Origin of the sequence: Paraburkholderia caribensis (assembly GCF_002902945.1) — a bacterium.
GTDB classification, from domain to species: Bacteria; Pseudomonadota; Gammaproteobacteria; order Burkholderiales; family Burkholderiaceae; genus Paraburkholderia; species Paraburkholderia caribensis.
The window spans coordinates 935,272-957,793 of sequence record NZ_CP026101.1; the positions used below are offsets into that span (position 1 = coordinate 935,272).

Here is a 22,522-nt window from a genome sequence, read left to right on the forward strand (position 1 = left end):
AGCATGGACGACGAACTCAATTCTCAACTCAAACCGCTGCGCGAACGCATCGACGCGATCGACGCGCAGCTCATCGCGCTGCTGAATCAGCGCGCGGCGGTCGCACTCGAAGTCGGCGAGGTCAAGAAGCACTTCAACGCGCCCGTGTTTCGTCCGGAGCGCGAGCAGCAGGTGATTGCCCGTCTGCAGGACATGAGCGAAGGGCCGCTCGCAGGCGAGCACATCAGCGCGATCTGGCGCGAAATCATGGCCGCGAGCCGCGCGCTGGAGAAGAACATCACGGCCGCGTACCTCGGGCCGGCCGGCACGTATAGCGAACAGGCGATGCACGAGTACTTCGGTCAGTCGATCGAAGGCTTGCCGTGTTCGTCGATCGACGAAGTGTTTCGCTCGGTCGAAGCGGGCGGAGCGGAATTCGGCGTCGTGCCGATCGAGAATTCGACGGAAGGCGCGGTGTCGCGCACGCTCGATCTGCTGCTGCAAACGCAACTGCTGATCGGCGGCGAACTCGCGTTGCCTATCCATCACAATCTGCTCACGCTCAACGGCGGCCTGGCGGGCGTGACGCGCGTGTGCGCGCACGCGCAGGCGCTCGCCCAGTGTCAGCGCTGGCTGGCCACGCACGCGCCGCATCTGGAGCGCCAGGCCGTGTCGAGCAATGCCGAAGCCGCGCGCATGGCGGCGGAAGATCCGACCATCGCGGCAATCGCGGGCGACCGGGCCGCGACGCAGTACGGTCTGCAGGTCGCGTACGCGCTGATCCAGGACGACCCGCATAACCGCACGCGTTTCGTGATGATCGGCAAGCAGCCGACGGGCGCGAGCGGCTATGACAAGACCTCGCTGATCGTATCCGTCGCGAACGAGCCGGGTGCGATGTTCAAGCTGCTCGAACCGCTCGCGCGCCACGGCGTGTCGATGACGCGTTTCGAGTCGCGTCCGGCGCGCGTCGGCACGTGGGAGTATTACTTCTACATCGACGTCGAAGGCCATCGTGACGACGCGCCCGTTTCGGCCGCGCTCGCCGATCTCGGCCGGAAAGCAGACTTCCTGAAAATTCTCGGCTCGTATCCGCGCGCCCGCTGATTCGTCCGACATCGCGTTTCGCAACTATTTCGCAACCAGTAAGCAAGCCCAGGAATTATCCGGAGATACACATGACAACGTCTTTCGGTCCGTCTTATGTTCGCGCGATCGCGCCTTATGTGGCTGGCAAGCCGATTTCGGAAGTCGCGCGCGAATTTGGGCTGGACGAAGCGCGTATCGTGAAGCTCGCGTCGAACGAGAATCCGCTCGGCATGCCGGAGTCCGCGAAGACGGCGATGGCGCAGGCGGCGAGCGAACTCGGCCGCTATCCGGACGCGAATGCGTTCGAACTGAAGGCCGCGCTGTCCGCGCAATACGACGTGCCTGCTGACTGGATCACGCTTGGCAACGGCAGCAACGACATTCTGGAACTGGCAGCGCATGCGTTCGTCGAGAAGAACCAGTCGGTCGTCTATGCGCAGTACTCGTTCGCCGTGTACGCACTGGCGACGCAGGGCCTCGGCGCACGCGCGATCGTCGTGCCCGCCGTGAAGTACGGCCACGATCTCGATGCGATGCTGGCCGCCATCAGCGACGACACGCGCCTCGTTTTCGTCGCGAACCCGAACAATCCGACGGGCACATTCATCGACGGCGCGACGATCGAAGCGTTTCTGTCGAAGGTGCCGCGCCACGTCGCCGTGGTGCTCGACGAGGCGTACACGGAATATCTGAGCGCCGACAAGCGCTACGACTCGATCGCCTGGGTGCGCCGTTATCCGAACCTGCTGGTGTCGCGCACGTTCTCGAAGGCATTCGGCCTCGCCGGTCTGCGCGTCGGCTTCGCCATCGCGCAGCCGGAACTAACCGATCTGATGAACCGTCTGCGTCAGCCGTTCAATGTGAACACGCTCGCGCAAGCGGCCGCGATCGCCGCGCTCAACGACAAGCCATTCCTGGAAAAGAGCGCCGAACTGAATGCGCAAGGCTATCGCCGCCTGACGCAAGCGTTCGACAAGCTCGGTCTCGAATACGTGCCGTCGCACGGCAACTTCGTGCTGGTGCGCGTCGGCAACGACGACGGCGCCGGTAACCGTGTGAATCTCGAACTGCTGAAGCAGGGCGTGATCGTGCGGCCGGTGGGCAACTACGGCCTGCCGCAGTGGCTGCGCGTGACGATCGGCCTGCCGGAGGAAAACGAGGCATTCATCGCGGCGCTTGAAAAGACGCTGGCAACGGCTTGAGCGTATCAATGCAATCCGCGCGCCTCGAAAAAAGCGAGGCGCGTTTTTTCTGTGACTGACGTGGCAGCGTTCTCTTTCGACAAACTGGTGATTTTCGGCGTCGGGCTGATCGGCGGATCGCTTGCGCGCGCGTTGCGCGAACGCGGCGACGCGGGCGGCGAGCGGCGCGTGATCGGCGTGGGGCGGACGGCGGCTTCGACTGAGCGCGCGCTCGAACTGGGCGTGATCGACGCGAGCGCCTCGCTCGCCGACGACACCGCGCTGCGCGCTGCGTTGAAAGGCGCCGACGTGGTGCTGCTGGCTGCGCCTGTCGCCCAGACGCAGCCGTTGCTCGAACGCATCGCGCCGTTTCTCGACCCTTCAACCATCGTCACCGACGCTGGCAGCACGAAGTCGGACGTCGTTGCGGCGGCACGCGCGGCGCTGGGCGAGCGGATCGGCCAGTTCGTGCCCGGTCATCCGATTGCGGGCCGCGAATCGAGCGGTGTCGACGCCGCGTTGCCCGACCTGTACGTGAACCGGAACGTCGTGCTGTGCGCGTTGCCGGAGAACGCGCAAGCATCCGTCGACCGTATTGCCGCGATGTGGCGCGCGACGGGCGCCAGCGTGCACGCAATGCCGCCCGAGCAGCACGACCGCGTGTTCGCATCAGTCAGCCATTTGCCGCACGTGTTGTCGTTCGCGCTGGTTGAGCAAATTCTCAATTCATCCGACGCCGCGCTCAAATTTTCCTTCGCGGCGGGCGGATTCCGCGACTTCACGCGGATTGCCGCGTCGAGCCCGGAAATGTGGCGCGACGTCTGCGTGGCGAACCGCGCGGCGCTGCTCGACGAGATCGACGCCTACACGGCCGTGCTGGCGGGCCTGCGCAGCGCGATCGAAGCCGGCGACGGCGCCACGCTCGAAGCTGTGTTCGCCCGATCGCGCGCGGCGCGCAGCGAATGGCAGGAACGTGCCACGCCCACGCAAAAAGCGTCGCCCGAACGCTGCGCAACCGACGACGCGTCGAAATAACTGGACATTGGAATTCACATGGAACATCTCGATCTCGGACCTTTTTCCGGCGCGTCCGGCACCGTCCGTCTGCCCGGCTCGAAGAGCATCTCGAACCGCGTGCTGCTGCTCGCGGCCTTGTCCGAGGGCGAGACGACGATTACCAATCTGCTCGATTCCGACGACACCCGCGTGATGCTCGACGCGCTCGAAAAGCTCGGCGTGAAGGTCAAGCGCGACGGCGACACGTGCGTCGTGACGGGCACGCGCGGCGCGCTCCCCGCGGCGCGCGCAGATCTTTTCCTCGGCAACGCGGGCACGGCGGTGCGGCCCCTGACGGCAGCGCTCGCGGTGAACGGCGGCGACTACCGGATTCACGGCGTGCCGCGCATGCACGAGCGGCCCATCGGCGATCTGGTCGACGGGCTGCGGCAGATCGGCGCGAAGATCGATTACGAAGAGAACGAAGGCTTTCCGCCGCTGCGCATCCGTCCGGCGCAGATTTCCGTCGATGCGCCCATCCGCGTGCGCGGCGACGTGTCCAGCCAGTTCCTGACGGCGCTCCTGATGACGCTGCCGCTCGTCAAGACGGAAAGCGGCGAGACGATCGTCGAAGTGGCGGGCGAACTGATTTCAAAGCCATATATCGAGATCACGATCGCGTTGATGGCGCGCTTTGGCATCAAGGTCGAACGGTTCGGCTGGGAGCGCTTCACGATTCCCAACGGCGTGCGCTACCAGTCGCCGGGCAAGATCATGGTCGAAGGCGACGCGTCGTCCGCCTCGTATTTCCTCGCGGCAGGCGCGCTGGGCGGCGGGCCGCTGCGTGTCGAAGGCGTGGGGCGCGCGAGCATCCAGGGCGACGTCGGGTTCGCGACGGCGCTGATGAAGATGGGCGCGAACGTCACGATGGGCGACGACTGGATCGAAGTGCGCGGCGTCGGCAACGACCACGGCAAGCTCGATCCCATCGACATGGACTTCAACCTGATTCCCGACGCGGCCATGACGATCGCCGTCGCTGCGCTGTTCGCCGACGGCACGTCCACGCTGCGCAACATCGCAAGCTGGCGCGTGAAGGAAACCGACCGTATCGCCGCGATGGCGACCGAACTCCGCAAAGTGGGCGCGAAGGTGCAGGAGGGCGAGGATTTCCTGGTCGTCACGCCGCCTGAAACGCTGACGCCGAACGCTGCAATCGACACTTACGACGATCACCGCATGGCGATGTGTTTCTCGCTCGTGAGCCTGGGCGGCGTGCCCGTGCGGATCAACGATCCGAAATGCGTCGGCAAGACGTTTCCCGATTACTTCGAACGCTTCCTCGCGCTCGCCCAACCCTGACCCGTCTTGACAACATTCGCTGCCTGTTCCGACGGGCGACTTTCTCGATGAAACCGACCCGTCCCTTTCACCAGACCCCCGTCATCACGATCGACGGCCCGACCGCATCCGGCAAAGGCACCGTGGCCGCCGTGGTGGCCGCCGAACTCGGCTTTCACCTGCTGGACAGTGGTGCGCTGTACCGGCTCGCCGCGCTCGCCAGCATGCGCTACGACATCGCCGCCGACGACGCGGACGCCCTTGCAAAACTGATCGGCGAACTTCATATCACCTTCCGCGAGGGCATTGCGCAACTGGATGGCGTCGACGTATCCACCGACATCCGCGCCGAGGAAGTCGGCAACCGGGCGTCGGCGATCGCCGTTCATGCGCCCGTCAGAGCTGCCCTGGTGGCCCGTCAACGGGCCTTTCGCAAGCAGCCGGGCCTCGTCGCGGACGGCCGCGACATGGGCACGGTGATCTTTCCCGACGCGGTCCTGAAGGTGTTTTTGACGGCCAGCGTCGAGGCTCGCGCGGCCCGCCGGCATAAGCAATTGATCCAAAAAGGATTTTCTGCTAATATGGATGACTTGCTCCGGGATTTGCGTGAACGCGACGAGCGCGACAGCAAGCGCGCAGCCGCGCCGCTCAAGCCTGCAGCGGATGCGCAGCTCCTCGATACCTCGGCATTGTCGATCGACCAGGCGGTCGAACAGGTGACGCAGTGGTACAAGGCGCTGGTCCCGCAAAGCTGAACACGGGATCTCGCATCGAAGTGTTTTTGTTGTTGTGTAGGTGCCTCGTGAGCAAACACGAAGCGATTGTTTAACCCTTAACCCCGTATGGCTTTCGCTCCTTTGCCGTAGTGATGAACCGTGGTGGTTCACCTGACGCTGCGAGAACCATGCAAATTCAGATTTTTATGTCCGACCTGCAAACCTCTACCCCGAATACCGAATCTTTTGCGGCTCTGTTCGAAGAGTCGCTGACCAAGCAAGACATGCGCGCCGGCGAAGTGATCTCCGCCGAAGTCGTGCGTGTCGACCACAACTTCGTGGTCGTCAACGCTGGTCTCAAGTCCGAAGCCTACATCCCGCTCGAAGAGTTCCTGAATGACGCGGGCGAGGTAGAAGTGCAGGCGGGCGACTTCGTTTCCGTCGCGATCGACGCGCTGGAAAACGGCTACGGCGACACCATCCTGTCGCGCGACAAGGCGAAGCGTCTGGCTTCGTGGCTGTCGCTGGAAAAGGCCCTCGACAACAACGAACTCGTGACGGGCACCATCACGGGCAAGGTCAAGGGCGGCATGACTGTCATGGTCAACGGCATTCGCGCATTCCTGCCGGGCTCGCTGGTCGACACGCGCCCTGTCAAGGACACGACGCCGTACGAAGGCAAGACGCTGGAATTCCGCGTCATCAAGCTGGACCGCAAGCGTAACAACGTCGTGCTGTCGCGCCGCGCTGTCATCGAAGCGACGCAAGGCGAAGAGCGCGCAAAGCTGCTCGAAACGCTGAAGGAAGGCGCGATCGTCGAAGGCGTGGTCAAGAACATCACCGACTACGGCGCGTTCGTGGACCTCGGCGGTATCGACGGCCTGTTGCACATCACCGACATCGCATGGCGTCGCGTGCGTCACCCGTCGGAAGTGCTGTCGGTTGGCCAGGAAGTCACGGCAAAGATCCTCAAGTTCGACCAGGAAAAGAACCGCGTTTCGCTCGGTATCAAGCAACTGGGCGACGATCCGTGGGAAGGCATCTCGCGCCGTTACCCGTCGGGCACGCGTCTGTTCGGGAAGGTCACGAACATCACCGACTACGGCGCGTTCGTTGAAGTCGAGTCGGGCATCGAAGGCCTCGTCCACGTGTCGGAAATGGACTGGACGAACAAGAACGTTGCGCCGTCGAAGGTTGTCCAGCTGGGCGACGAAGTCGAAGTCATGGTTCTCGAAATCGACGAAGACCGCCGCCGTATCAGCCTCGGCATGAAGCAATGCAAGCCGAACCCGTGGGACGACTTCAGCCGCAACTTCAAGAAGGGCGACAAGATTCAGGGCGCAATCAAGTCGATCACCGACTTCGGCGTGTTCATCGGTCTGCCTGGCGGCATCGACGGTCTGGTTCACCTGTCTGACCTGTCGTGGTCGGAAACGGGCGAAGAAGCTGTTCGCAAGTACAAGAAGGGCGACGAAGTGGAAGCGATCGTTCTCGGCATCGACGTCGAGAAGGAACGTATTTCGCTGGGTATCAAGCAGCTCGAAGGCGACCCGTTCAGCAACTTCGTTGCCATGAACGACAAGGGTTCGATCGTTGACGGCGTGGTCAAGACGGTTGACGCGAAGGGTGCAGTGGTTCAGCTGACGGCGGACGTCGAAGGCTACCTGCGCGCTTCGGAAATCGCACAAGACCGCGTGGAAGACGCTCGCAACGTGCTGAAGGAAGGCGACAAGGTCAATGCGATGATCATCAACATCGACCGCAAGTCGCGTGGCATCAACCTGTCGATCAAGGCCAAGGATTCGGCTGAGCAACAGGAAGCGATTCGCGGCCTGGCAGCTGACACCAGCTCGGCAGCCAGCGGCACGACGAACCTGGGCGCGCTGCTGAAGGCCAAGCTCGACGGCCAGAACCAGTAAGCCTTAAGGGGTCTGCTGCAGTATGACCAAATCAGAATTGGTCGCCCAGCTGGCTGCGCGATTTCCGCAACTTGTCCTCAAGGATGCGGATTTCGCGGTGAAGACGATGCTCGATGCGATGTCGGACGCTCTGGCGAACGGCCATCGCATCGAAATTCGCGGCTTCGGCAGCTTTGGCCTGAATCGCCGTCCATCCCGCGTCGGGCGCAACCCGAAGTCGGGCGAAAAAGTGTTGGTGCCTGAGAAGTACGTGCCGCACTTCAAGCCTGGTAAGGAGTTGCGCGAACGCGTCGATCGTCGTGCGGGCGAGCCTTTGAAAGCCGAATCCGCGGACGACGATCTTTAAGCCGGCTCTGTGTTGTATTCGCAGTTCAGGTTGAAGCTCGCCGTGGCTACGTCAGTCAGACGGCATTGACCAGAAAAAGCGCCTCAGGGCGCTTTTTTTTCGTCCGTCTCCAGGTCCTCCCGCCGTCGATATCGAGCGTATGGGGACATGGTTGACACTTCTGCGATTGCGCACCATTTTCCAGCCCAAAAACGACAGTAAGGCATCGCGATCCGCACGGCTGCGCCAGTCGACATAGGCTTCATTTACAATACGGGTCACTTCGGCGCGGGCAAACACCGTGGCGCGACGCGTCATCAAGCCGGCGTCATCCCGCAACCGCCGTCAAGAGATCAATACATGAAATTTATCGTCTGGCTGATTCGCGTGCTGGTGTTCGTGCTGCTGCTGGTGCTTGCACTGTCCAATACGCAAAGCGCTACGCTGAATTTCCTCGCCGGGTATTCGTGGCAGGCGCCGTTGATTCTGATCGGCCTCGCGTTCTTCGTCGTGGGCTTGCTGGCCGGTCTCGTATCGTCGCTGCCGGCAATGTTCCGCCTGCGGATGGAAAACGGCCGGCTCAAGCGGGAACTGCGCGTGGCGCGCGAAACGCCCGCGGTCGTCGAAGAACCGCCTATGCCGCCGCTCATCTAGCCCTTTCACGCCGCGCGCCACCCGCGCGGCCTCTTTCGCACTCCGCACATTCGCATGGATCTAGACCTCTGGTGGCTGCTCGTCATACCCGTCGCGTTCGCGTTCGGCTGGGTGGCTGCGCGTTACGACCTCAAGACGCTGTTGTCCGAAAGCGCCAACCTGCCGCGTTCTTATTTTCGCGGACTAAACTTTCTGTTGAACGAGCAGCCGGACCAGGCCATCGACGCCTTCATCGAAGTCGTCAAGCTCGATCCGGAAACGATTGAACTGCACTTTGCGCTCGGCAACCTGTTTCGCCGCCGGGGTGAAACGGACCGCGCGATCCGCGTGCATCAGAACCTGCTGAGCCGCGCCGACTTGCCCGCCAACGAGCGTGATCATGCGCTGTACGAACTCGGGCAGGACTTTCTGAAGGCGGGCCTGCTGGACCGCGCGGAAGAGACGTTCAAGGCGCTGCAATCGGGCGACTACGCGCTCGGCGCACAGCGCTCGCTGCTCACGATCTATCAGATCGAAAAAGACTGGAACAAGTCGATCGACACCGCGCGCCGCCTCGAAACGATGGGCGCCGCTTCGCTCGATAAGGAAATCGGCCACTTTCATTGCGAGCTCGCGCAGGAAGCGCTGCAGCAGAAGAAGCCGGATGAGGCCCGCCGCCAGCTGGATCTCGCGTTGAAGGCGTATCCGCAGAACGTGCGCGCGACGATCCTGTTTGGCGATGTGGATGCGGCGGCCGGCGAGTACGACAAGGCGATTGCACAGTGGCTGCACGTGGAGCAACAGAATGCCGCGTATCTGCCGCTCGTCGCTGAAAAGCTGATGAAGGCCTACGAAGCGCTAGGCCGTCAGGAAGCGGGCGCCGATCTGCTGACCTCGTGGGTGGACCGTTATCCGTCGAACGATCTGCTCGACGTCGCGTATCAGCACGTGTCGGCGCTGCGCGGTCCGGAGGCGGCGCATGCGCTCGCGCGTACTCAGATGCAGAAGTCACCGAATCTCGCCGGCATGACGCGCCTGCTCGAAGCGCAACAGGCCGTGGCCGAAGAACCGCGTCGCAGCGAACTGGAATTGATGCGCACGCTGATCCGTCAGCGCACCAAAAATCTGCCACGGTACACGTGCCAGAATTGCGGCTTCCGGGCACGGCTGTTCTATTGGCAGTGTCCCGGCTGCAGCGGTTGGGAAACCTATGCGCCGCGCCGCGTCGAGCCAATCACGGCGTCCAGCTGAGATCTGGCGCGCGCATGAACGCGGGCAGCAAAGCCGTCACGCAGCATCGAAGCGTCGAATATTGAACCGGCACCATCTACCGGGAAGCGTATGAAAATCACCATTATCGGCACGGGTTACGTAGGTCTCGTCACGGGCGCATGTCTTGCCGAAGTCGGCAACGACGTTTTCTGTCTGGACGTCGATCCGCGCAAGATCGACATTCTCAACAACGGCGGCATGCCGATTCACGAGCCGGGCCTGCGGGAGATCATCGCGCGCTCGCGCGCAGCCGGGCGCATCACGTTTTCGACCGATGTCGAAGCGAGTGTCGCGCACGGCGAGATCCAGTTCATCGCGGTGGGCACACCGCCGGATGAAGACGGCTCCGCCGATCTGCAATACGTACTGGAAGCGGCCCGCAACATCGGCCGCACGATGAACGGCTTCAAGGTGATCGTCGACAAGTCGACGGTGCCCGTCGGCACCGCGCAGCGCGTGCGCGCGGTGATCGCGGAAGAGCTGGAGAAGCGCGGTCTCGCGGATAGCGCGCAGCATCGGTTTTCGATCGTGTCGAATCCGGAGTTCCTGAAAGAGGGTGCGGCCGTCGACGACTTCATGCGCCCGGATCGCATCGTCGTCGGCGTCGACAATGATGAAGACGGCGACAGGGCGCGCGAGAAAATCCGCCGCCTGTACGCACCGTTCAACCGCAATCACGAGCGCACGCTTTACATGGACGTGCGCTCGGCCGAATTCACGAAATACGCGGCCAACGCGATGCTGGCCACGCGCATCTCGTTCATGAACGAGATGGCGAATCTGGCCGACACCGTCGGCGCGGATATCGAAGCGGTGCGTCGCGGCATCGGCTCGGACCCGCGCATCGGCTATCACTTTCTGTACGCGGGGGTCGGCTACGGCGGCTCGTGCTTCCCGAAGGACGTGCAGGCGCTGATCCGCACGGGCAGCGAAATGGGCCACAGCCTGCGCATTCTCGAAGCCGTCGAAGAAGTGAACCACGAGCAGAAGGAAGTGCTGGTGCGCAAGATCACGGACGCGCTCGGCGAGGATCTGAGCGGCCGCACGTTCGCGGTGTGGGGCCTGTCGTTCAAGCCGAATACCGACGACATGCGCGAGGCGCCCAGCCGCCGCGTGATCGCGCAACTGCTCGCGCGCGGCGCGACGGTGCGCGCGTACGATCCCGTCGCGACATCGGAGGCGAAGCGTGTTTTCGCGCTCGATCTGGCCAGCACACCCGACCATCAGGCGCGCTTGCACTTCGCGGGCACGCAGGACGAGACACTGGCGGGCGCGGATGCGCTCGTCATCGTGACGGAATGGAAGGAGTTCAAGAGCCCGGACTTCACGCATCTGAAGTCCGAGCTGAAAACGCCGTTGATCTTCGACGGCCGCAATCTGTATGAACCCGAGGCGATGTCCGAACTTGGCATCGACTATCACTCGATTGGACGTCCGTATGCACGACCCGCTGAACATTCATCCGACTCCGACCGTGCCTGAAGGCGCGACGCTCGCGCCCGAGGTCGGCGTCGTTGCGCGCGAGCGGTTGGCGGCGGCTCGCGTGCTAGTCGTCGGCGACGTGATGCTGGACCGCTACTGGTTCGGCGACGTCAATCGCATCTCGCCGGAAGCGCCTGTGCCCGTGGTGCTGGTACAGAAGCAGGAGGACCGGCTGGGCGGCGCGGCGAACGTCGCGCGCAACGCTGCGGCGCTCGGCGCGCAGGCGGGCCTGCTGTGCGTGGTCGGCCACGACGAGCCGGGTGAGCGCGTCGTGCAACTGCTCGGCGATAGCGGCGTCGCACCGCATCTCGAGCGCGACCCGGAACTGCCGACGACAATCAAGCTGCGCGTGCTGTCGCGTCAGCAGCAGCTGTTGCGCGTCGACTTCGAGAAGGCGCCTGCGCATGAAGCGCTGCTCGCCGGGCTCGCTCGCTACGACGCGTTGCTGCCGACCCACGACGTGATCCTGATGTCGGATTACGCGAAGGGCGGCCTCACGCACGTCACGCAGATGATCGCGAAGGCTCGCGCGGCGGGCAAGCCGGTGCTGGTCGATCCGAAGGGCGACGACTGGGAGCGCTATCGCGGCGCGACGCTGATCACGCCGAACCGCGCGGAATTGCGCGAAGTGGTCGGGCAGTGGAAATCCGAAGCCGATTTGCATGCGCGCGTGGCGAGGCTGCGCGCCGAGCTTGACCTGAAAGCGCTGCTGCTCACGCGCTCGGAAGAGGGCATGACGCTCTTCTCCGACGAAGGCGTGTTGCACGCGGCGGCTGTCGCTCGCGAAGTGTATGATGTGTCCGGCGCAGGCGACACCGTGATCGCGACGCTCGCCGTGATGCTCGGCGCGGGCCTGCCGCTGGACGAAGCCGTGTCGCTTGCGAATCGCGCGGCGGGGATCGTGGTCGCCAAGCTCGGCACGGCCACCGTCGACTACGACGAACTCTTTCATCATTGATGCCCGCGCGCGCCAGCCTGCTCGCGCGGCGCGCGGTTCATCTCCGCATCCGTTGACTCTCATCACAGCAGGACGATCATGACACTCATCGTCACCGGCGCGGCTGGTTTTATCGGCAGCAATATCGTCAAGGCGCTCAACGAGCGCGGCGAAGACCGCATCATCGCCGTCGACAATCTGACGCGCGCCGACAAATTCAAGAATCTCGTCGACTGCGAAATCGACGACTATCTCGACAAGACCGAATTCGTCGAGCGCTTTGCGCGCGGCGACTTCGGCAAGGTGCGTGCGATTTTCCACGAAGGCGCCTGCTCGGACACGATGGAAACCGACGGCCGCTACATGATGGACAACAACTTCCGCTATAGCCGCGCGGTGCTCGATGCATGTCTCGCGCAAGGCGTGCAGTTTCTGTATGCATCGTCGGCGGCGACGTATGGCGGATCGACGCGCTTTGTCGAAGAGCGCGAAGTCGAAGCGCCGCTCAATGTGTACGGCTATTCGAAGTTCCTGTTCGACCAGGTGATCCGGCGCGTGTTGCCTACGGCGAAAAGCCAGATCGCGGGCTTCCGCTACTTCAATGTGTACGGGCAGCGCGAGGCGCACAAGGGACGCATGGCGTCCGTCGCGTTCCACAACTTCAACCAGTTCCGCGCCGAAGGCAAGGTCAAGCTGTTCGGCGAGTACAACGGCTATGCAGCAGGCGAGCAGACGCGCGACTTCGTCTCCGTCGAGGACGTGGCGAAGGTCAACCTGTATTTCTTCGATCACCCGGAGAAGTCGGGCATCTTCAATCTGGGCAGCGGCCGCGCACAGCCGTTCAACGATATCGCGTCGACGGTCGTCAACACGTTGCGCGTGCTCGACGGCGAGGCCGCGTTGTCGCTGGCGGAACTGGTGCAGCGCGGGTTGATCGAGTACGTGCCTTTCCCCGATGCGCTGCGCGGCAAGTATCAGTGCTTCACGCAGGCCGACCAGACGAAGCTGCGGGCAGCGGGCTACGACGCGCCGTTCCTGACCGTGCAGGAAGGCGTCGATCGCTACGTGCGTTGGCTATTCGGCCAGGTGTAAATCGTTCGCACACCTCTCTACACTGGGGTCTCCCGGTTGGTGATCGTCACCGGCCGGTGTTTCAGGGAGATTCCACATGTTCAAAAAAATCCTCGTCACGGCGGCCATGCTCGCCGCTTTCGGCCAGGCGTTCGCGTCGGTCGACGTCAATTCCGCTAACGAAGCCGCGCTGCGCGGCATCAAGGGCATTGGTCCCGCTAAGGCCAAGGCCATTCTCGACGAACGCGCGGCGCACGGTCCGTTCAAGGACGCGGCCGATCTCAGCAAGCGGGTCAAGGGCCTGGGCGGTCATACCGTCGAGCGTTTGCAGGCCGAGGGCCTTGCTGTGGGCACATCGGGTGCTGGTGCGACGGCTGTCGCTGCTGCTGCCGCACAGGCTGGGGCGCCGCACAAGGCCGCGCCCGCTGCGAAGAACGACACGGCAGTGGTGGTCAAGAAATAGCCTTTTGATCTGACCGTATGACGCGCACGCCTGGCGCGTGAAGCCTCACGCGCCAGGCGTGCGTCCGTCTCGGGTCTGGATGTTTTCTTGGCGGGGGTTGTCACAGACCTCCCTTCAGCCGTCATTCAGATGACTGGCTCCCGCGGCAGATCCAGCCTGCCGCGGTTTTTTGCGCTTCTCCCGGCGCGCTGCGCAAAGGGAAACTGGCGCTGACGCATCCATGCGCGCATCAGGGGCTGCCGGCAGTGCTGCCCCCGGTAGTTTAGAATCAACAGATTCAAGACTTCGCGCACCGTCACAGCACGCACCGATATGGCTTACAAAACGATTGAAGACACGATCGGCAATACGCCCCTCATTCAGCTCGTCCGACTCGTGGACGACGACATCCGCAGCCGCAACAACATCGTGCTCGGCAAGCTGGAGGGCAACAATCCGGCCGGTTCGGTGAAGGACCGCCCGGCGCTTTCGATGATCAAGAAAGCGGAACAGCGCGGACGCATCAAACCGGGCGACACGCTGATCGAAGCGACGAGTGGCAACACGGGCATCGCGCTCGCGATGGCGGCGGCGATCAAGGGCTACAAAATGATCCTGGTCATGCCCGAGGACCTGTCGCTGGAGCGCCGTCAGAGCATGGCCGCATACGGCGCGCAGATTCTGTTGACGCCCGTCACGGGCGGCATGGAGTACGCGCGCGATCTCGCCGAGCAGATGCAGCGCGAAGGTAAGGGCATCATCCTCGACCAGTTCGGAAATCCTGACAATCCGCTCGCGCATTACGAAGCGACGGGGCCCGAAATCTGGCGTGACACGGAAGGACGGATCACGCACTTCGTGTCGGCGATGGGCACGACGGGCACGATCATGGGCGTGTCGCAGTATCTGAAGGAACAGAATCCCGCAATCGAGATCATCGGCGCGCAGCCGGAAGAGGGTTCGCGCATTCCGGGCATCCGCAAATGGCCGGAAGCGTATCTGCCCAAAATTTTCGACCGCAGCCGTGTCGATCGCGTCGAGAACGTGAGCCAGGCGGCGTCGGAGGCGATGGCGCGCCGGATGGCGGCTGTCGAAGGCGTGTTCTGCGGCATTTCGTCGGCGGGCGCGTGTGAAGTGGCGCTGCGCATCGCGCGCCAGGTCGAGAACGCGACAATCGTGTTCATCGTCTGCGATCGCGGCGACCGTTATCTGTCGACAGGCGTGTTCCCCGCGTGACACAGCTCGCCGCGCGCGGCGATGTCAGCAAAAGCAAAACGCCGGCGCAAGCCGGCGTTTTCGCATGCATTGAAAACGGGCGCGGCTATTGCGACGCCGCGGGCGTCGACGCATTGCCCGCTTCCGTCGCGGCCATCTGCGCTTTCACGCGTTCGCCGAGCTGATACACGGCCAGCGCATAGAAAAAGCTGCGGTTGTAGCGCGTCAGCACGTAGAAGTTCTTCAGGCCCAACGTGTATTCCGTCTGCCGGCCCGGCGAGGGCAGATCGACCACGGTCACGGGCGTGCCCGCTTCCGTGCGCGTATCGAGGCCCGGCTCGTTCATCAGCATGCCCGCCTTCAGCAGTTGCTGCAGCGACCAGCGCGGTTCCGGCGCGCCCGTCGCCGCCGCTTGCGCGATGCCGAGGCTGCCGGTGTCAGTGGCGATATTCCACACGACCGGGCGGCCCGTTTCCCAGCCGTTCTTGCTCAGATAATTCGCGACGCTGCCGATCGCATCGGCCTGGCTCGTGCGCAGATCGATCCGCTTGTTGCCGTCGTAGTCGACCGCGTATTGGACGATGCTGCTCGGCAGGAACTGCGGAATGCCGATCGCGCCCGTGTAGGAACCGAGCACGGTGGTCGGATCGATTTGAGAATCGCGCGTCCACACGAGATAGTCTTCGAGATTCTTGCGGAACGTCATCATCCGGTCCGCGCGATTCGGCGTGTTCGGGTAGTCGAACGAGAGCGTGGTCAGCGCGTCGAGCACGCGGAAGTTGCCCATGTAGCGCCCATAAATCGTCTCGACGCCGATAATGCCGACGATCACTTCGGGCGGTACGCCATATTGCTCGTACGCGCGTTGCAGCGTTGCCTGGTTCGCGCGCCAGAACTTCACGCCCGCGTTGATGCGCACCGGGTCGAGAAAGCGCCCCTGATACACGCGCCAGTTCTTGACGGACGGCGTCGGCGATGGCGTCACGAGCTTCACGGCCGTCGCCGAATAGCTGACGCGCGCAAACAGTGCGTGCAGTGCCGCCGGATCGAAGCCCTGCCGCGCGGCCATGTCGTTGATGAACGAATCGACATCGGCGTTGTTCGCGTAGCGCTGCGGCACGATCTCTTCTTCGAACGTTTGCCCTTGCGCCGGCTGCTCGGGCTGCCCCTGCGCGAGTTGCACGCGCGGCTTGCCGACAGTCTGCGCCGACGCCGGGCCGACTCCCGCGAACGCGCACCATGCGATGGACAGTGCGGCGGCTACAGTCGTTGCGCGTAGCCGAGAGTGTGCGGACGGAGCAAGCTTGACGGTCATGGTGAACTGGGATGTGTGCGGGCAAAAAAAGTTACGGGGCAGTATACCCGACGGGGTTCGCGAAACTGTGCAGAAGCGTTGCCGCATCACGGTCCCGGCGCATCGTGTGGTAACTTCGTAGTATTCGCGCAACCTGCTTGCGTCAATGGACGGAGACATGCAGTGCGCTTTCGCGATCCGCGAGGCGCGCTGCCCGAAATCAACACATGGCAACCGGTTTCTTTTCACACGCTGACTGTCTGCAACATGAGATGGGCCAATGGCATCCCGAATGCCCGGCCCGCCTGCAGGCGATCGAAGACCAACTGATCGCGAGCCGCATCGGCGAGCTGATCGAGCGCGAGTCCGCGCCGCTTGCCGATGAAGCCGCGCTGTTGCGCGTGCATACGAAGGCGCACGTCGACTACATCCGCGAGCGTGCGCCGAGCGAGGGCTACGCGGAGATCGATCCCGACACGTCGATGAACCCGCATACGTGGAACGCGGCGTTGCGCGCAGCGGGTGCGGCGGTCGCGGCGACGGATGCCGTGATCGAAGGCCGTTACGACAATGCGTTTTGCAGTGTGCGACCGCCCGGCCATCACGCGGAGCCGGCGCGCGCGATGGGCTTCTGCTTTTTCAACAACGTCGCGATTGCCGCGCGGCACGCGCTCGAAGTGCATGGTCTCGAACGCGTTGCGATCATCGATTTCGACGTGCATCACGGAAACGGCACCGAGGCCGCGTTTGCGAACGACTCGCGCGTGCTGATGTGCAGCATCTTCCAGCATCCGTTTTATCCGTTCACGGGCGCCGACAACCAGGCGCCGAACATGTGCAACGTGCCTATCGCGGCGCGCTCGAAGGGCATGGTGGTGCGCGAAGCCGTCGACATGATCTGGCTGCCGCGTCTCGACGCATTCAAGCCGCAGATGCTGTTCGTGTCGGCGGGTTTCGACGCGCATCGCGAGGACGATCTCGGCAATATGGCGCTGGTCGAGGACGATTACGCGTGGATCACGGAGCAGATTCGCCAGGTTGCGGCGAAGTACGCTAAAGGACGCATCGTCAGCTGCCTGGAGGGCGGCTACAACCTGTCGGCGCTCGGGCGCAGCGTCGTCGCGCACGTGCGGGCGCTGGCCGATCTCTGACGGCGGGCGGCGCGCATCGGAAGAGAGGCCATGACATCATGAGTGCAGATGCAGCGGTGCCACTGATCCAGGTCACGCAAGATGCTTATGAGCTGCGCGGCGTCGTGCGTCTTACGCTGAACCGGCCGGACGCGTTCAACGCGCTCTCCGAGGCGCTGCTCGACGACATGCAGACGCATCTCGCCGACCTCGCGAAGAGCGACGCGCGCGTGGTCGTGATCGCGGGCGCGGGGCGCGCATTTTGCGCCGGGCACGATCTGAAGGAAATGCGCGCGGCGCCGTCACTCGATTACTACCAGTCGCTGTTCGCGCGCTGCACGAAGATGATGCTGTCGATCCAGCGCATGCCGCAGCCAGTGATCGCGCGCGTGCATGGCACGGCGACGGCGGCAGGCTGTCAGCTCGTCGCAATGTGCGATCTCGCCGTCGCGGCGGATACCGCGCGCTTCGCCGTGTCGGGCGTCAATCTCGGGCTGTTTTGCGCGACGCCTTCGGTGCCGCTGTCGCGCAACCTGCCGCGCAAGGCCGCGCTGGAAATGCTGCTGACGGGCGACTTCATCGACGCGATGGCGGCGAAGCAGCAAGGTCTCGTGAATCGCGTGGTGCCGCTCGACATGCTCGATGCCGAAGTCGCCGCGCTCGCCAGGAGTATTTGCGCGAAGCCGCGCGCGGCTGTCGAAGCAGGCAAGGGCCTGTTCTACCGGCAGCTCGAAATGGGCGTCGAAGCCGCGTATCAACTGGCGGGGCAGACGATGGCCTGCAACATGATGGACGAGTCGGCGCTAGAAGGCGTGCAGGCGTTCATCGACAAACGGCCGCCCGACTGGCCGCACACGCCCGGCCGCTAGGCCAGCTCATTCCGATCGTTTCAGGATCCACGCGACGAGCGCGTCGATCACGCGCTCGCGGTCCAGATCGTTCATCGTCTCGTGATAGCTGCCTTCGTAGAGCGTCAGCGTCTTGTCCGGCGAACCGGCGCGCGCGCCGAAGTCGCGGCTGCCTTCCGGTTCCGTGAGTTTGTCCTTCGTGCCGTGCCAGATCAGAAGCGGCGTGCGCAAGCCGGCGCGTCCGCGTTCGATCCGCTGCATCGCGAGCAGTAACTCAGCGCCCGTGCGCGCGGGAATCGCGCCGTGATGCACGAGGGGATCGTTGCGATTCGCCTCGACCACGCTCAGGTCGCGCGACAGCAACGCGGCGTCGATCTTCATCGCCGGGAAGCTGGGCCACGCGCGACTGATTTTCTGGCTCAGCGCCAGCATCCAGCGCGGCACGTCGCCGCCCGGTGCGAGAGCGGGGCTGGAGAGGATCAGTCCGTTCAAATGGCGCCGTTGCGCCGCCTGCTTTTCGATCGCGTATAGCGCCGCGATCGCCCCGCCCATGCTGTGGCCCAGCAGGAACAGCGGGCCGTCGTTGCGGGCTGCCTCGGTGACGAGCGCGTCCGCGTCGAGCAGATACTCGTCGAATCGTTCGATCCATGCGCGCCGGCCGGGCGCATTGCCATGACCGCGCAGATCGACGGCGACCAGTTCGATCCCGTTCGCATTGAACGCCTGCGCAAGGGGCGCGTACCGTCCCGCGTGCTCGGCGAGACCGTGGATCAGCGCCACCGTCGCGCAGCGCAGGCCTGCCGCGCGCCAGCGATACAGCGGCAGTGCGAGGCCGTCGCGCGTGACGGCCTGCGAGCGTTCTGGGTTCCGCGTGGCGGAAGCGGCGGCTTGGGAGGTCTCCATGAGCATTCGTCCGATGTTTGTCGCTTGCGCTCGATCATAGCGGCATGTGTATGACCGTTCGCATCCGTTGGAACGGAGTCATCCTCTAATTCCTCTGGGTTATGAAAGTCGCCGAATTGATTATTAAAGGATATGACATGACTGCGGTAAAATCGCGGGTTCAAATCCCAATAAAAGTCGCGGCGGCCGGTGCCCGGGGCGTGCAACGCTCGATGGCAAGTCCGCCGTTTCGTTTTTCATGATCGAACTACGCAACCTATCGCAGCGTTTTCCGGGGCCACGGGGCTGGATCGAAGCGCTGCACAACGTCAATCTGTCGATTCCTCGCGGCGAGGTATTCGGCATCATCGGACGCAGCGGCGCGGGCAAGAGCACGCTGGTCCGCACGATCAACCTGCTGACGCGCCCGACGGAAGGCAATGTCGTCATCGACGACCGCGACCTCACGACCATGCCTGCCGCGCAGTTGCGCGAGGCGCGCCGCGAGATCGGCATGATCTTCCAGCACTTCAATTTGCTGTCGTCGCGCACGGTGTACGACAACGTCGCGCTGCCGCTCGAACTGGCCGGCATGAAACGCGCGGAAATCGAGGCGCACGTGCTGCCCTTGCTCGATCTCGTCGGCCTGTCGGCGCAGAAGGATCGTTATCCGGCGCAGATCAGCGGTGGGCAGAAGCAGCGCGTCGGCATTGCGCGCGCGCTCGCGAGCAAGCCGAAAGTGCTGCTCTCCGACGAAGCAACCTCCGCGCTCGATCCCGAAACGACGCGTGCGATCCTCGATCTGCTCAAGCGCATCAACCGCGAGTTGAAGCTGACCATCGTGCTGATCACGCACCAGATGGAAGTCATCAAGCAGGTGTGCGACCGCGTCGCGGTGCTCGATAACGGCCGCGTGGTCGAAGAGGGCAAGGTCATCGACGTGTTCCTGCAGCCGCACCACGAAGTTACGCGCGCGCTGATCGGCGATGTGATCGCACAGGAGTTGCCGCCTGCGATGAAGGCGCGCGTCGCCGAGCGTCTGAAGACGGGCAGCGGTCATCTGCTGCGGCTCGCGTTCAGGGGTTCGGGTGTCGATCAGCCGATTCTCTCGGAGACGATCCGCCGCTACGAACTGGACTTCAACATCCTGCACGGCCAGATCGACGAGATCCAGGGGCAGGCGTTCGGCTCGCTCGCGGTGCTCGCGGGCGGCGAACCGGCGAAGGTGGCGCAGGCGATGACGTATCTGCGCGAACAGGGCGTGGTGGTCGAGGAGTTGTCGTATGTTGAGTGAAATGTTCGATATGTTCGTGCAGTCGTTCTGGGAGACGCTGATCATGGTCGGCATCTCGGGACTGATCGGCGCGGCCGTCGGCTTGCCGCTCGGCGTGCTGCTCTATCTGACCGACCGCCAGGGCGTGCTGCAGAACATCGCCGCCAATCGCGTGATGGGCGTGGTCGTCAACGCCGTGCGCTCGACGCCGTTCATCATTCTGCTCGTCGCGGTGATTCCGTTTACGCGGCTGGTGGTCGGTTCGTCGATCGGTACGGCGGCGGCCGTCGTGCCGCTGACGATCGCCGCTGCGCCGTTCATCGCGCGACTCGTCGAGACGGCATTGCGCGAGGTCGATCGCGGGCTGATCGAAGCCGCGCAGGCAATGGGCGCGACCACTTCGCAGATCGTGTTCAAGGTGCTGTTGCCGGAGTCCCTTCCGGGCATCGTCGCGGGTCTGACGATCACCTTCGTTTCGCTGGTCGGCTACTCGGCGATGGCGGGCGCGATTGGCGGCGGCGGTCTGGGCGATCTCGGCATCCGTTACGGGTATCAGCGGTTCCTGCCGGAAGTGATGTTGACGGTCGTCGTGATCCTGATCGTCTTCGTGCAACTGGTGCAGTCGTTTGGAGATTGGCTCGTGCGTCGTTTGAGCCACAAATAAACACATTCAATAAGACAAAGGTTTGGTCATGCAACGTCGTTTCATTCTGAAGGCTGCGGCCGTGCTGGGCGTGGCGTCACTCATCGGCGCATCTTCGCTCGCATTCGCCGAGGAATCGATCAAGGTCGGTGTGACGGGCGGCCCGCACGCGCAGATCATGGACGTCGTGAAGACGGTCGCGGCGAAGAACGGCCTGAACATCAAGGTCATCGAGTTCTCGGATTACGTGCAGCCGAATGCGGCGCTCGCGGGCGGCGATCTCGACGCGAACAGCTACCAGCACGACCCGTATCTGCAGGCGCAGGTAAAGGATCGCGGCTACAAGCTGATCAGGATCGCCGACACGGTCACATTCCCGATGGGCATCTATTCGAAAAAGGTGAAGACGCTGGCCGAACTGCCGGCGGGCGCGAAGATCGCCGTGCCGAACGATCCGACCAACGGCGGCCGCGCGCTGCTGTTGCTGCAGAAGCAGGGCCTGCTCAAACTGAGAGCGGATGCGGGCCTGAAGGCGACACCGCTCGATATCGTCGAGAACCCGAAGAAGCTGAAGATCGTCGAACTCGACGCGGCGCAAATTCCGCGCTCGCTCGGCGACGTCGACGCGGCGGCGATCAACACGAACTTCGCGATGGAAGCGGGCCTGAAGCCGAAACAGGACGCCATCGCGATCGAAGATCCGAAGGGCCCGTACGTGAACGTCATCGCCATCCGCGAGTCGGACCGCAACAAGCCGTGGGTGGCGAAGCTGGTCGCGGCTTACCACTCGCCGGAAGTGAAGCAGTTCATCGAAAGCAAGTTTGGCGGCGCGGTGATCGCGTCGTGGTGATCCAGGCTAGGCGGCGCCATGTTGCCCCAGGCGGCGCGCCGGACTGTGTGGCCTGAAGAATCGGTAGGAACCCGGACTTGGCGTCCGGGTTTTTTTAGAGATAGAATAGCACGACCGTTCGCTATTTCCGTCACGCCGTCGGGGAGCGATATCCTCAACACCAAGCAATCCCGGAGCGGCTGCCGCAGAGGCTGTCGCTATAATGTCCGTCGGGTTGACGTATTCGTAACTTTGGAGCGTGTGCATGAAAATCCTGGTGCCAGTCAAGAGAGTGGTTGACTACAACGTGAAGGTCCGCGTGAAGTCGGACAACACGGGCGTCGACATTGCGAATGTGAAGATGTCGATGAATCCGTTCGACGAAATCGCCGTCGAAGAGGCCGTGCGTCTGAAGGAAGCGGGCGTGGCGACGGAAGTGATCGCTGTGTCGGCGGGCGTGACGCAATGTCAGGAAACGCTGCGCACGGCGCTGGCGATCGGCGCGGACCGCGCTGTGTTGATCGAGTCGAATGAAGAACTGCAACCGCTAGCCGTCGCGAAGCTGCTCAAGGCGCTGGTCGACAAGGAACAGCCGCAGCTGGTGATTCTCGGCAAACAGGCCATCGACGACGATTCCAACCAGACGGGTCAGATGCTCGCTGCGCTGGCCAATCTGCCGCAGGCGACGTTTGCATCGAAAGTCGTGGTGGCGGATGGCAAGGCGACGGTGTCGCGCGAAGTCGATGGCGGCGCGGAAACGTTGTCGCTCACGCTTCCGGCTGTGATCACGACCGATCTGCGCCTGAACGAGCCGCGCTACGTGACGCTGCCGAACATCATGAAGGCCAAGAAGAAGCCGTTGGAAACCGTGAAGCCGGCGGACCTGGGCGTCGATGTCACGCCGCGTCTGAAGACGCTGAAGGTCAGCGAGCCGCCGAAGCGCTCGGCTGGTGTGAAGGTGGCCGATGTGAAGTCGCTGGTCGAAAAGCTCAAGACCGAAGCCAAGGTGCTTTGATTTTTACGAG

22 protein-coding genes are annotated in these 22,522 nt (G+C 63.4%); 20 read left to right on the plus strand and 2 right to left on the minus strand.

Going from position 1 to position 22,522, the window contains the following annotated elements; genetic code table 11:
* Positions 1 to 3: 3 nt before the first annotated feature.
* The 14 genes from pheA to cysM all read left to right on the plus strand — a co-directional run bounded on the left by pheA (position 4) and on the right by cysM (position 14,619).
* Positions 4 to 1,086, plus strand: a complete 1,083-nt coding sequence (gene pheA, locus C2L66_RS04150; protein WP_060601820.1) for a prephenate dehydratase — start codon at positions 4 to 6, stop codon at positions 1,084 to 1,086.
* A gap of 71 nt (positions 1,087 to 1,157) precedes the next feature.
* Complete coding sequence (gene hisC / locus C2L66_RS04155) at positions 1,158 to 2,270, plus strand: histidinol-phosphate transaminase (protein WP_054934076.1); 1,113 nt, start codon at positions 1,158 to 1,160, stop codon at positions 2,268 to 2,270.
* A 51-nt stretch (positions 2,271 to 2,321) separates the two neighbouring features.
* Complete coding sequence (locus C2L66_RS04160; RefSeq protein WP_060601817.1) at positions 2,322 to 3,284, plus strand: prephenate dehydrogenase; 963 nt, start codon at positions 2,322 to 2,324, stop codon at positions 3,282 to 3,284.
* 18 nt (positions 3,285 to 3,302) lie between these two features.
* Positions 3,303 to 4,607: a 3-phosphoshikimate 1-carboxyvinyltransferase gene (aroA, locus tag C2L66_RS04165; RefSeq protein WP_060601815.1), complete on the plus strand. Its 1,305-nt coding sequence runs from the start codon at positions 3,303 to 3,305 to the stop codon at positions 4,605 to 4,607.
* Positions 4,608 to 4,654: 47 nt separating this feature from the next.
* Positions 4,655 to 5,341, plus strand: a complete 687-nt coding sequence (gene cmk, locus C2L66_RS04170; RefSeq protein WP_054934079.1) for a (d)CMP kinase — start codon at positions 4,655 to 4,657, stop codon at positions 5,339 to 5,341.
* Positions 5,342 to 5,490: 149 nt separating this feature from the next.
* The gene (rpsA, locus tag C2L66_RS04175; RefSeq protein WP_054934080.1) at positions 5,491 to 7,221 is read left to right on the plus strand and encodes a 30S ribosomal protein S1; all 1,731 of its coding nucleotides are present in this window, start codon (positions 5,491 to 5,493) and stop codon (positions 7,219 to 7,221) included.
* Between the two features lie 22 nt (positions 7,222 to 7,243).
* Positions 7,244 to 7,567, plus strand: a complete 324-nt coding sequence (locus C2L66_RS04180) for an integration host factor subunit beta (RefSeq protein ID WP_054934081.1) — start codon at positions 7,244 to 7,246, stop codon at positions 7,565 to 7,567.
* Between the two features lie 339 nt (positions 7,568 to 7,906).
* Positions 7,907 to 8,200, plus strand: a complete 294-nt coding sequence (locus C2L66_RS04185; protein ID WP_007576449.1) for a LapA family protein — start codon at positions 7,907 to 7,909, stop codon at positions 8,198 to 8,200.
* Between the two features lie 54 nt (positions 8,201 to 8,254).
* Positions 8,255 to 9,430, plus strand: a complete 1,176-nt coding sequence (gene lapB / locus C2L66_RS04190; protein ID WP_054934082.1) for a lipopolysaccharide assembly protein LapB — start codon at positions 8,255 to 8,257, stop codon at positions 9,428 to 9,430.
* A gap of 90 nt (positions 9,431 to 9,520) precedes the next feature.
* Positions 9,521 to 10,933, plus strand: a complete 1,413-nt coding sequence (locus C2L66_RS04195) for a UDP-glucose dehydrogenase family protein (RefSeq protein WP_060601813.1) — start codon at positions 9,521 to 9,523, stop codon at positions 10,931 to 10,933.
* The gene (gene rfaE1, locus C2L66_RS04200; RefSeq protein ID WP_051453772.1) at positions 10,890 to 11,891 is read left to right on the plus strand and encodes a D-glycero-beta-D-manno-heptose-7-phosphate kinase; all 1,002 of its coding nucleotides are present in this window, start codon (positions 10,890 to 10,892) and stop codon (positions 11,889 to 11,891) included. The genes C2L66_RS04195 and rfaE1 overlap by 44 nt, the downstream gene beginning before the upstream one ends.
* Before the next feature lie 78 nt (positions 11,892 to 11,969).
* A complete protein-coding gene (gene rfaD / locus C2L66_RS04205; protein ID WP_035990061.1) occupies positions 11,970 to 12,962 on the plus strand; it encodes an ADP-glyceromanno-heptose 6-epimerase in 993 nt (330 codons plus the stop codon).
* A 76-nt stretch (positions 12,963 to 13,038) separates the two neighbouring features.
* Positions 13,039 to 13,404: a ComEA family DNA-binding protein gene (locus C2L66_RS04210; protein ID WP_060601810.1), complete on the plus strand. Its 366-nt coding sequence runs from the start codon at positions 13,039 to 13,041 to the stop codon at positions 13,402 to 13,404.
* A gap of 312 nt (positions 13,405 to 13,716) precedes the next feature.
* On the plus strand, positions 13,717 to 14,619 hold the full coding sequence (gene cysM / locus C2L66_RS04215) for a cysteine synthase CysM (protein WP_054934084.1): 903 nt from the start codon (positions 13,717 to 13,719) through the stop codon (positions 14,617 to 14,619).
* A gap of 85 nt (positions 14,620 to 14,704) precedes the next feature.
* On the opposite strand, the gene mltB is transcribed toward cysM, so the two are convergent.
* Positions 14,705 to 15,913, minus strand: coding sequence for a lytic murein transglycosylase B (gene mltB / locus C2L66_RS04220; RefSeq protein ID WP_054934085.1), 1,209 nt, complete (start codon positions 15,911 to 15,913; stop codon positions 14,705 to 14,707).
* Positions 15,914 to 16,119: 206 nt separating this feature from the next.
* Between mltB and C2L66_RS04225 the strand changes: the two genes are divergently transcribed.
* Together C2L66_RS04225 and C2L66_RS04230 are read left to right on the plus strand one after the other, a co-directional pair.
* Positions 16,120 to 17,043: a histone deacetylase family protein gene (locus C2L66_RS04225; RefSeq protein WP_054934086.1), complete on the plus strand. Its 924-nt coding sequence runs from the start codon at positions 16,120 to 16,122 to the stop codon at positions 17,041 to 17,043.
* Between the two features lie 38 nt (positions 17,044 to 17,081).
* Complete coding sequence (locus tag C2L66_RS04230) at positions 17,082 to 17,891, plus strand: enoyl-CoA hydratase (protein ID WP_054934087.1); 810 nt, start codon at positions 17,082 to 17,084, stop codon at positions 17,889 to 17,891.
* Between the two features lie 6 nt (positions 17,892 to 17,897).
* Here C2L66_RS04230 and C2L66_RS04235 read toward each other — a convergent pair whose 3' ends face one another.
* Positions 17,898 to 18,773, minus strand: coding sequence for an alpha/beta hydrolase (locus tag C2L66_RS04235; RefSeq protein ID WP_060602773.1), 876 nt, complete (start codon positions 18,771 to 18,773; stop codon positions 17,898 to 17,900).
* A 238-nt stretch (positions 18,774 to 19,011) separates the two neighbouring features.
* On the opposite strand from C2L66_RS04235, the gene C2L66_RS04240 reads away from it, so the two are divergent.
* The 4 genes from C2L66_RS04240 (at position 19,012) to C2L66_RS04255 (ending at position 22,512) form a co-directional block, all read left to right on the plus strand.
* On the plus strand, positions 19,012 to 20,046 hold the full coding sequence (locus C2L66_RS04240; protein ID WP_060601807.1) for a methionine ABC transporter ATP-binding protein: 1,035 nt from the start codon (positions 19,012 to 19,014) through the stop codon (positions 20,044 to 20,046).
* A complete protein-coding gene (locus C2L66_RS04245; protein ID WP_035991258.1) occupies positions 20,036 to 20,689 on the plus strand; it encodes a methionine ABC transporter permease in 654 nt (217 codons plus the stop codon). The genes C2L66_RS04240 and C2L66_RS04245 overlap by 11 nt, the downstream gene beginning before the upstream one ends.
* A 28-nt stretch (positions 20,690 to 20,717) precedes the next feature.
* Positions 20,718 to 21,518 carry a MetQ/NlpA family ABC transporter substrate-binding protein gene (locus tag C2L66_RS04250; RefSeq protein ID WP_054934089.1) on the plus strand — a complete coding sequence of 267 codons (801 nt, stop codon included), beginning with the start codon at positions 20,718 to 20,720 and terminating at the stop codon, positions 21,516 to 21,518.
* Between the two features lie 244 nt (positions 21,519 to 21,762).
* Positions 21,763 to 22,512, plus strand: coding sequence for an electron transfer flavoprotein subunit beta/FixA family protein (locus tag C2L66_RS04255; RefSeq protein ID WP_054934090.1), 750 nt, complete (start codon positions 21,763 to 21,765; stop codon positions 22,510 to 22,512).
* Positions 22,513 to 22,522 lie beyond the last annotated feature (10 nt).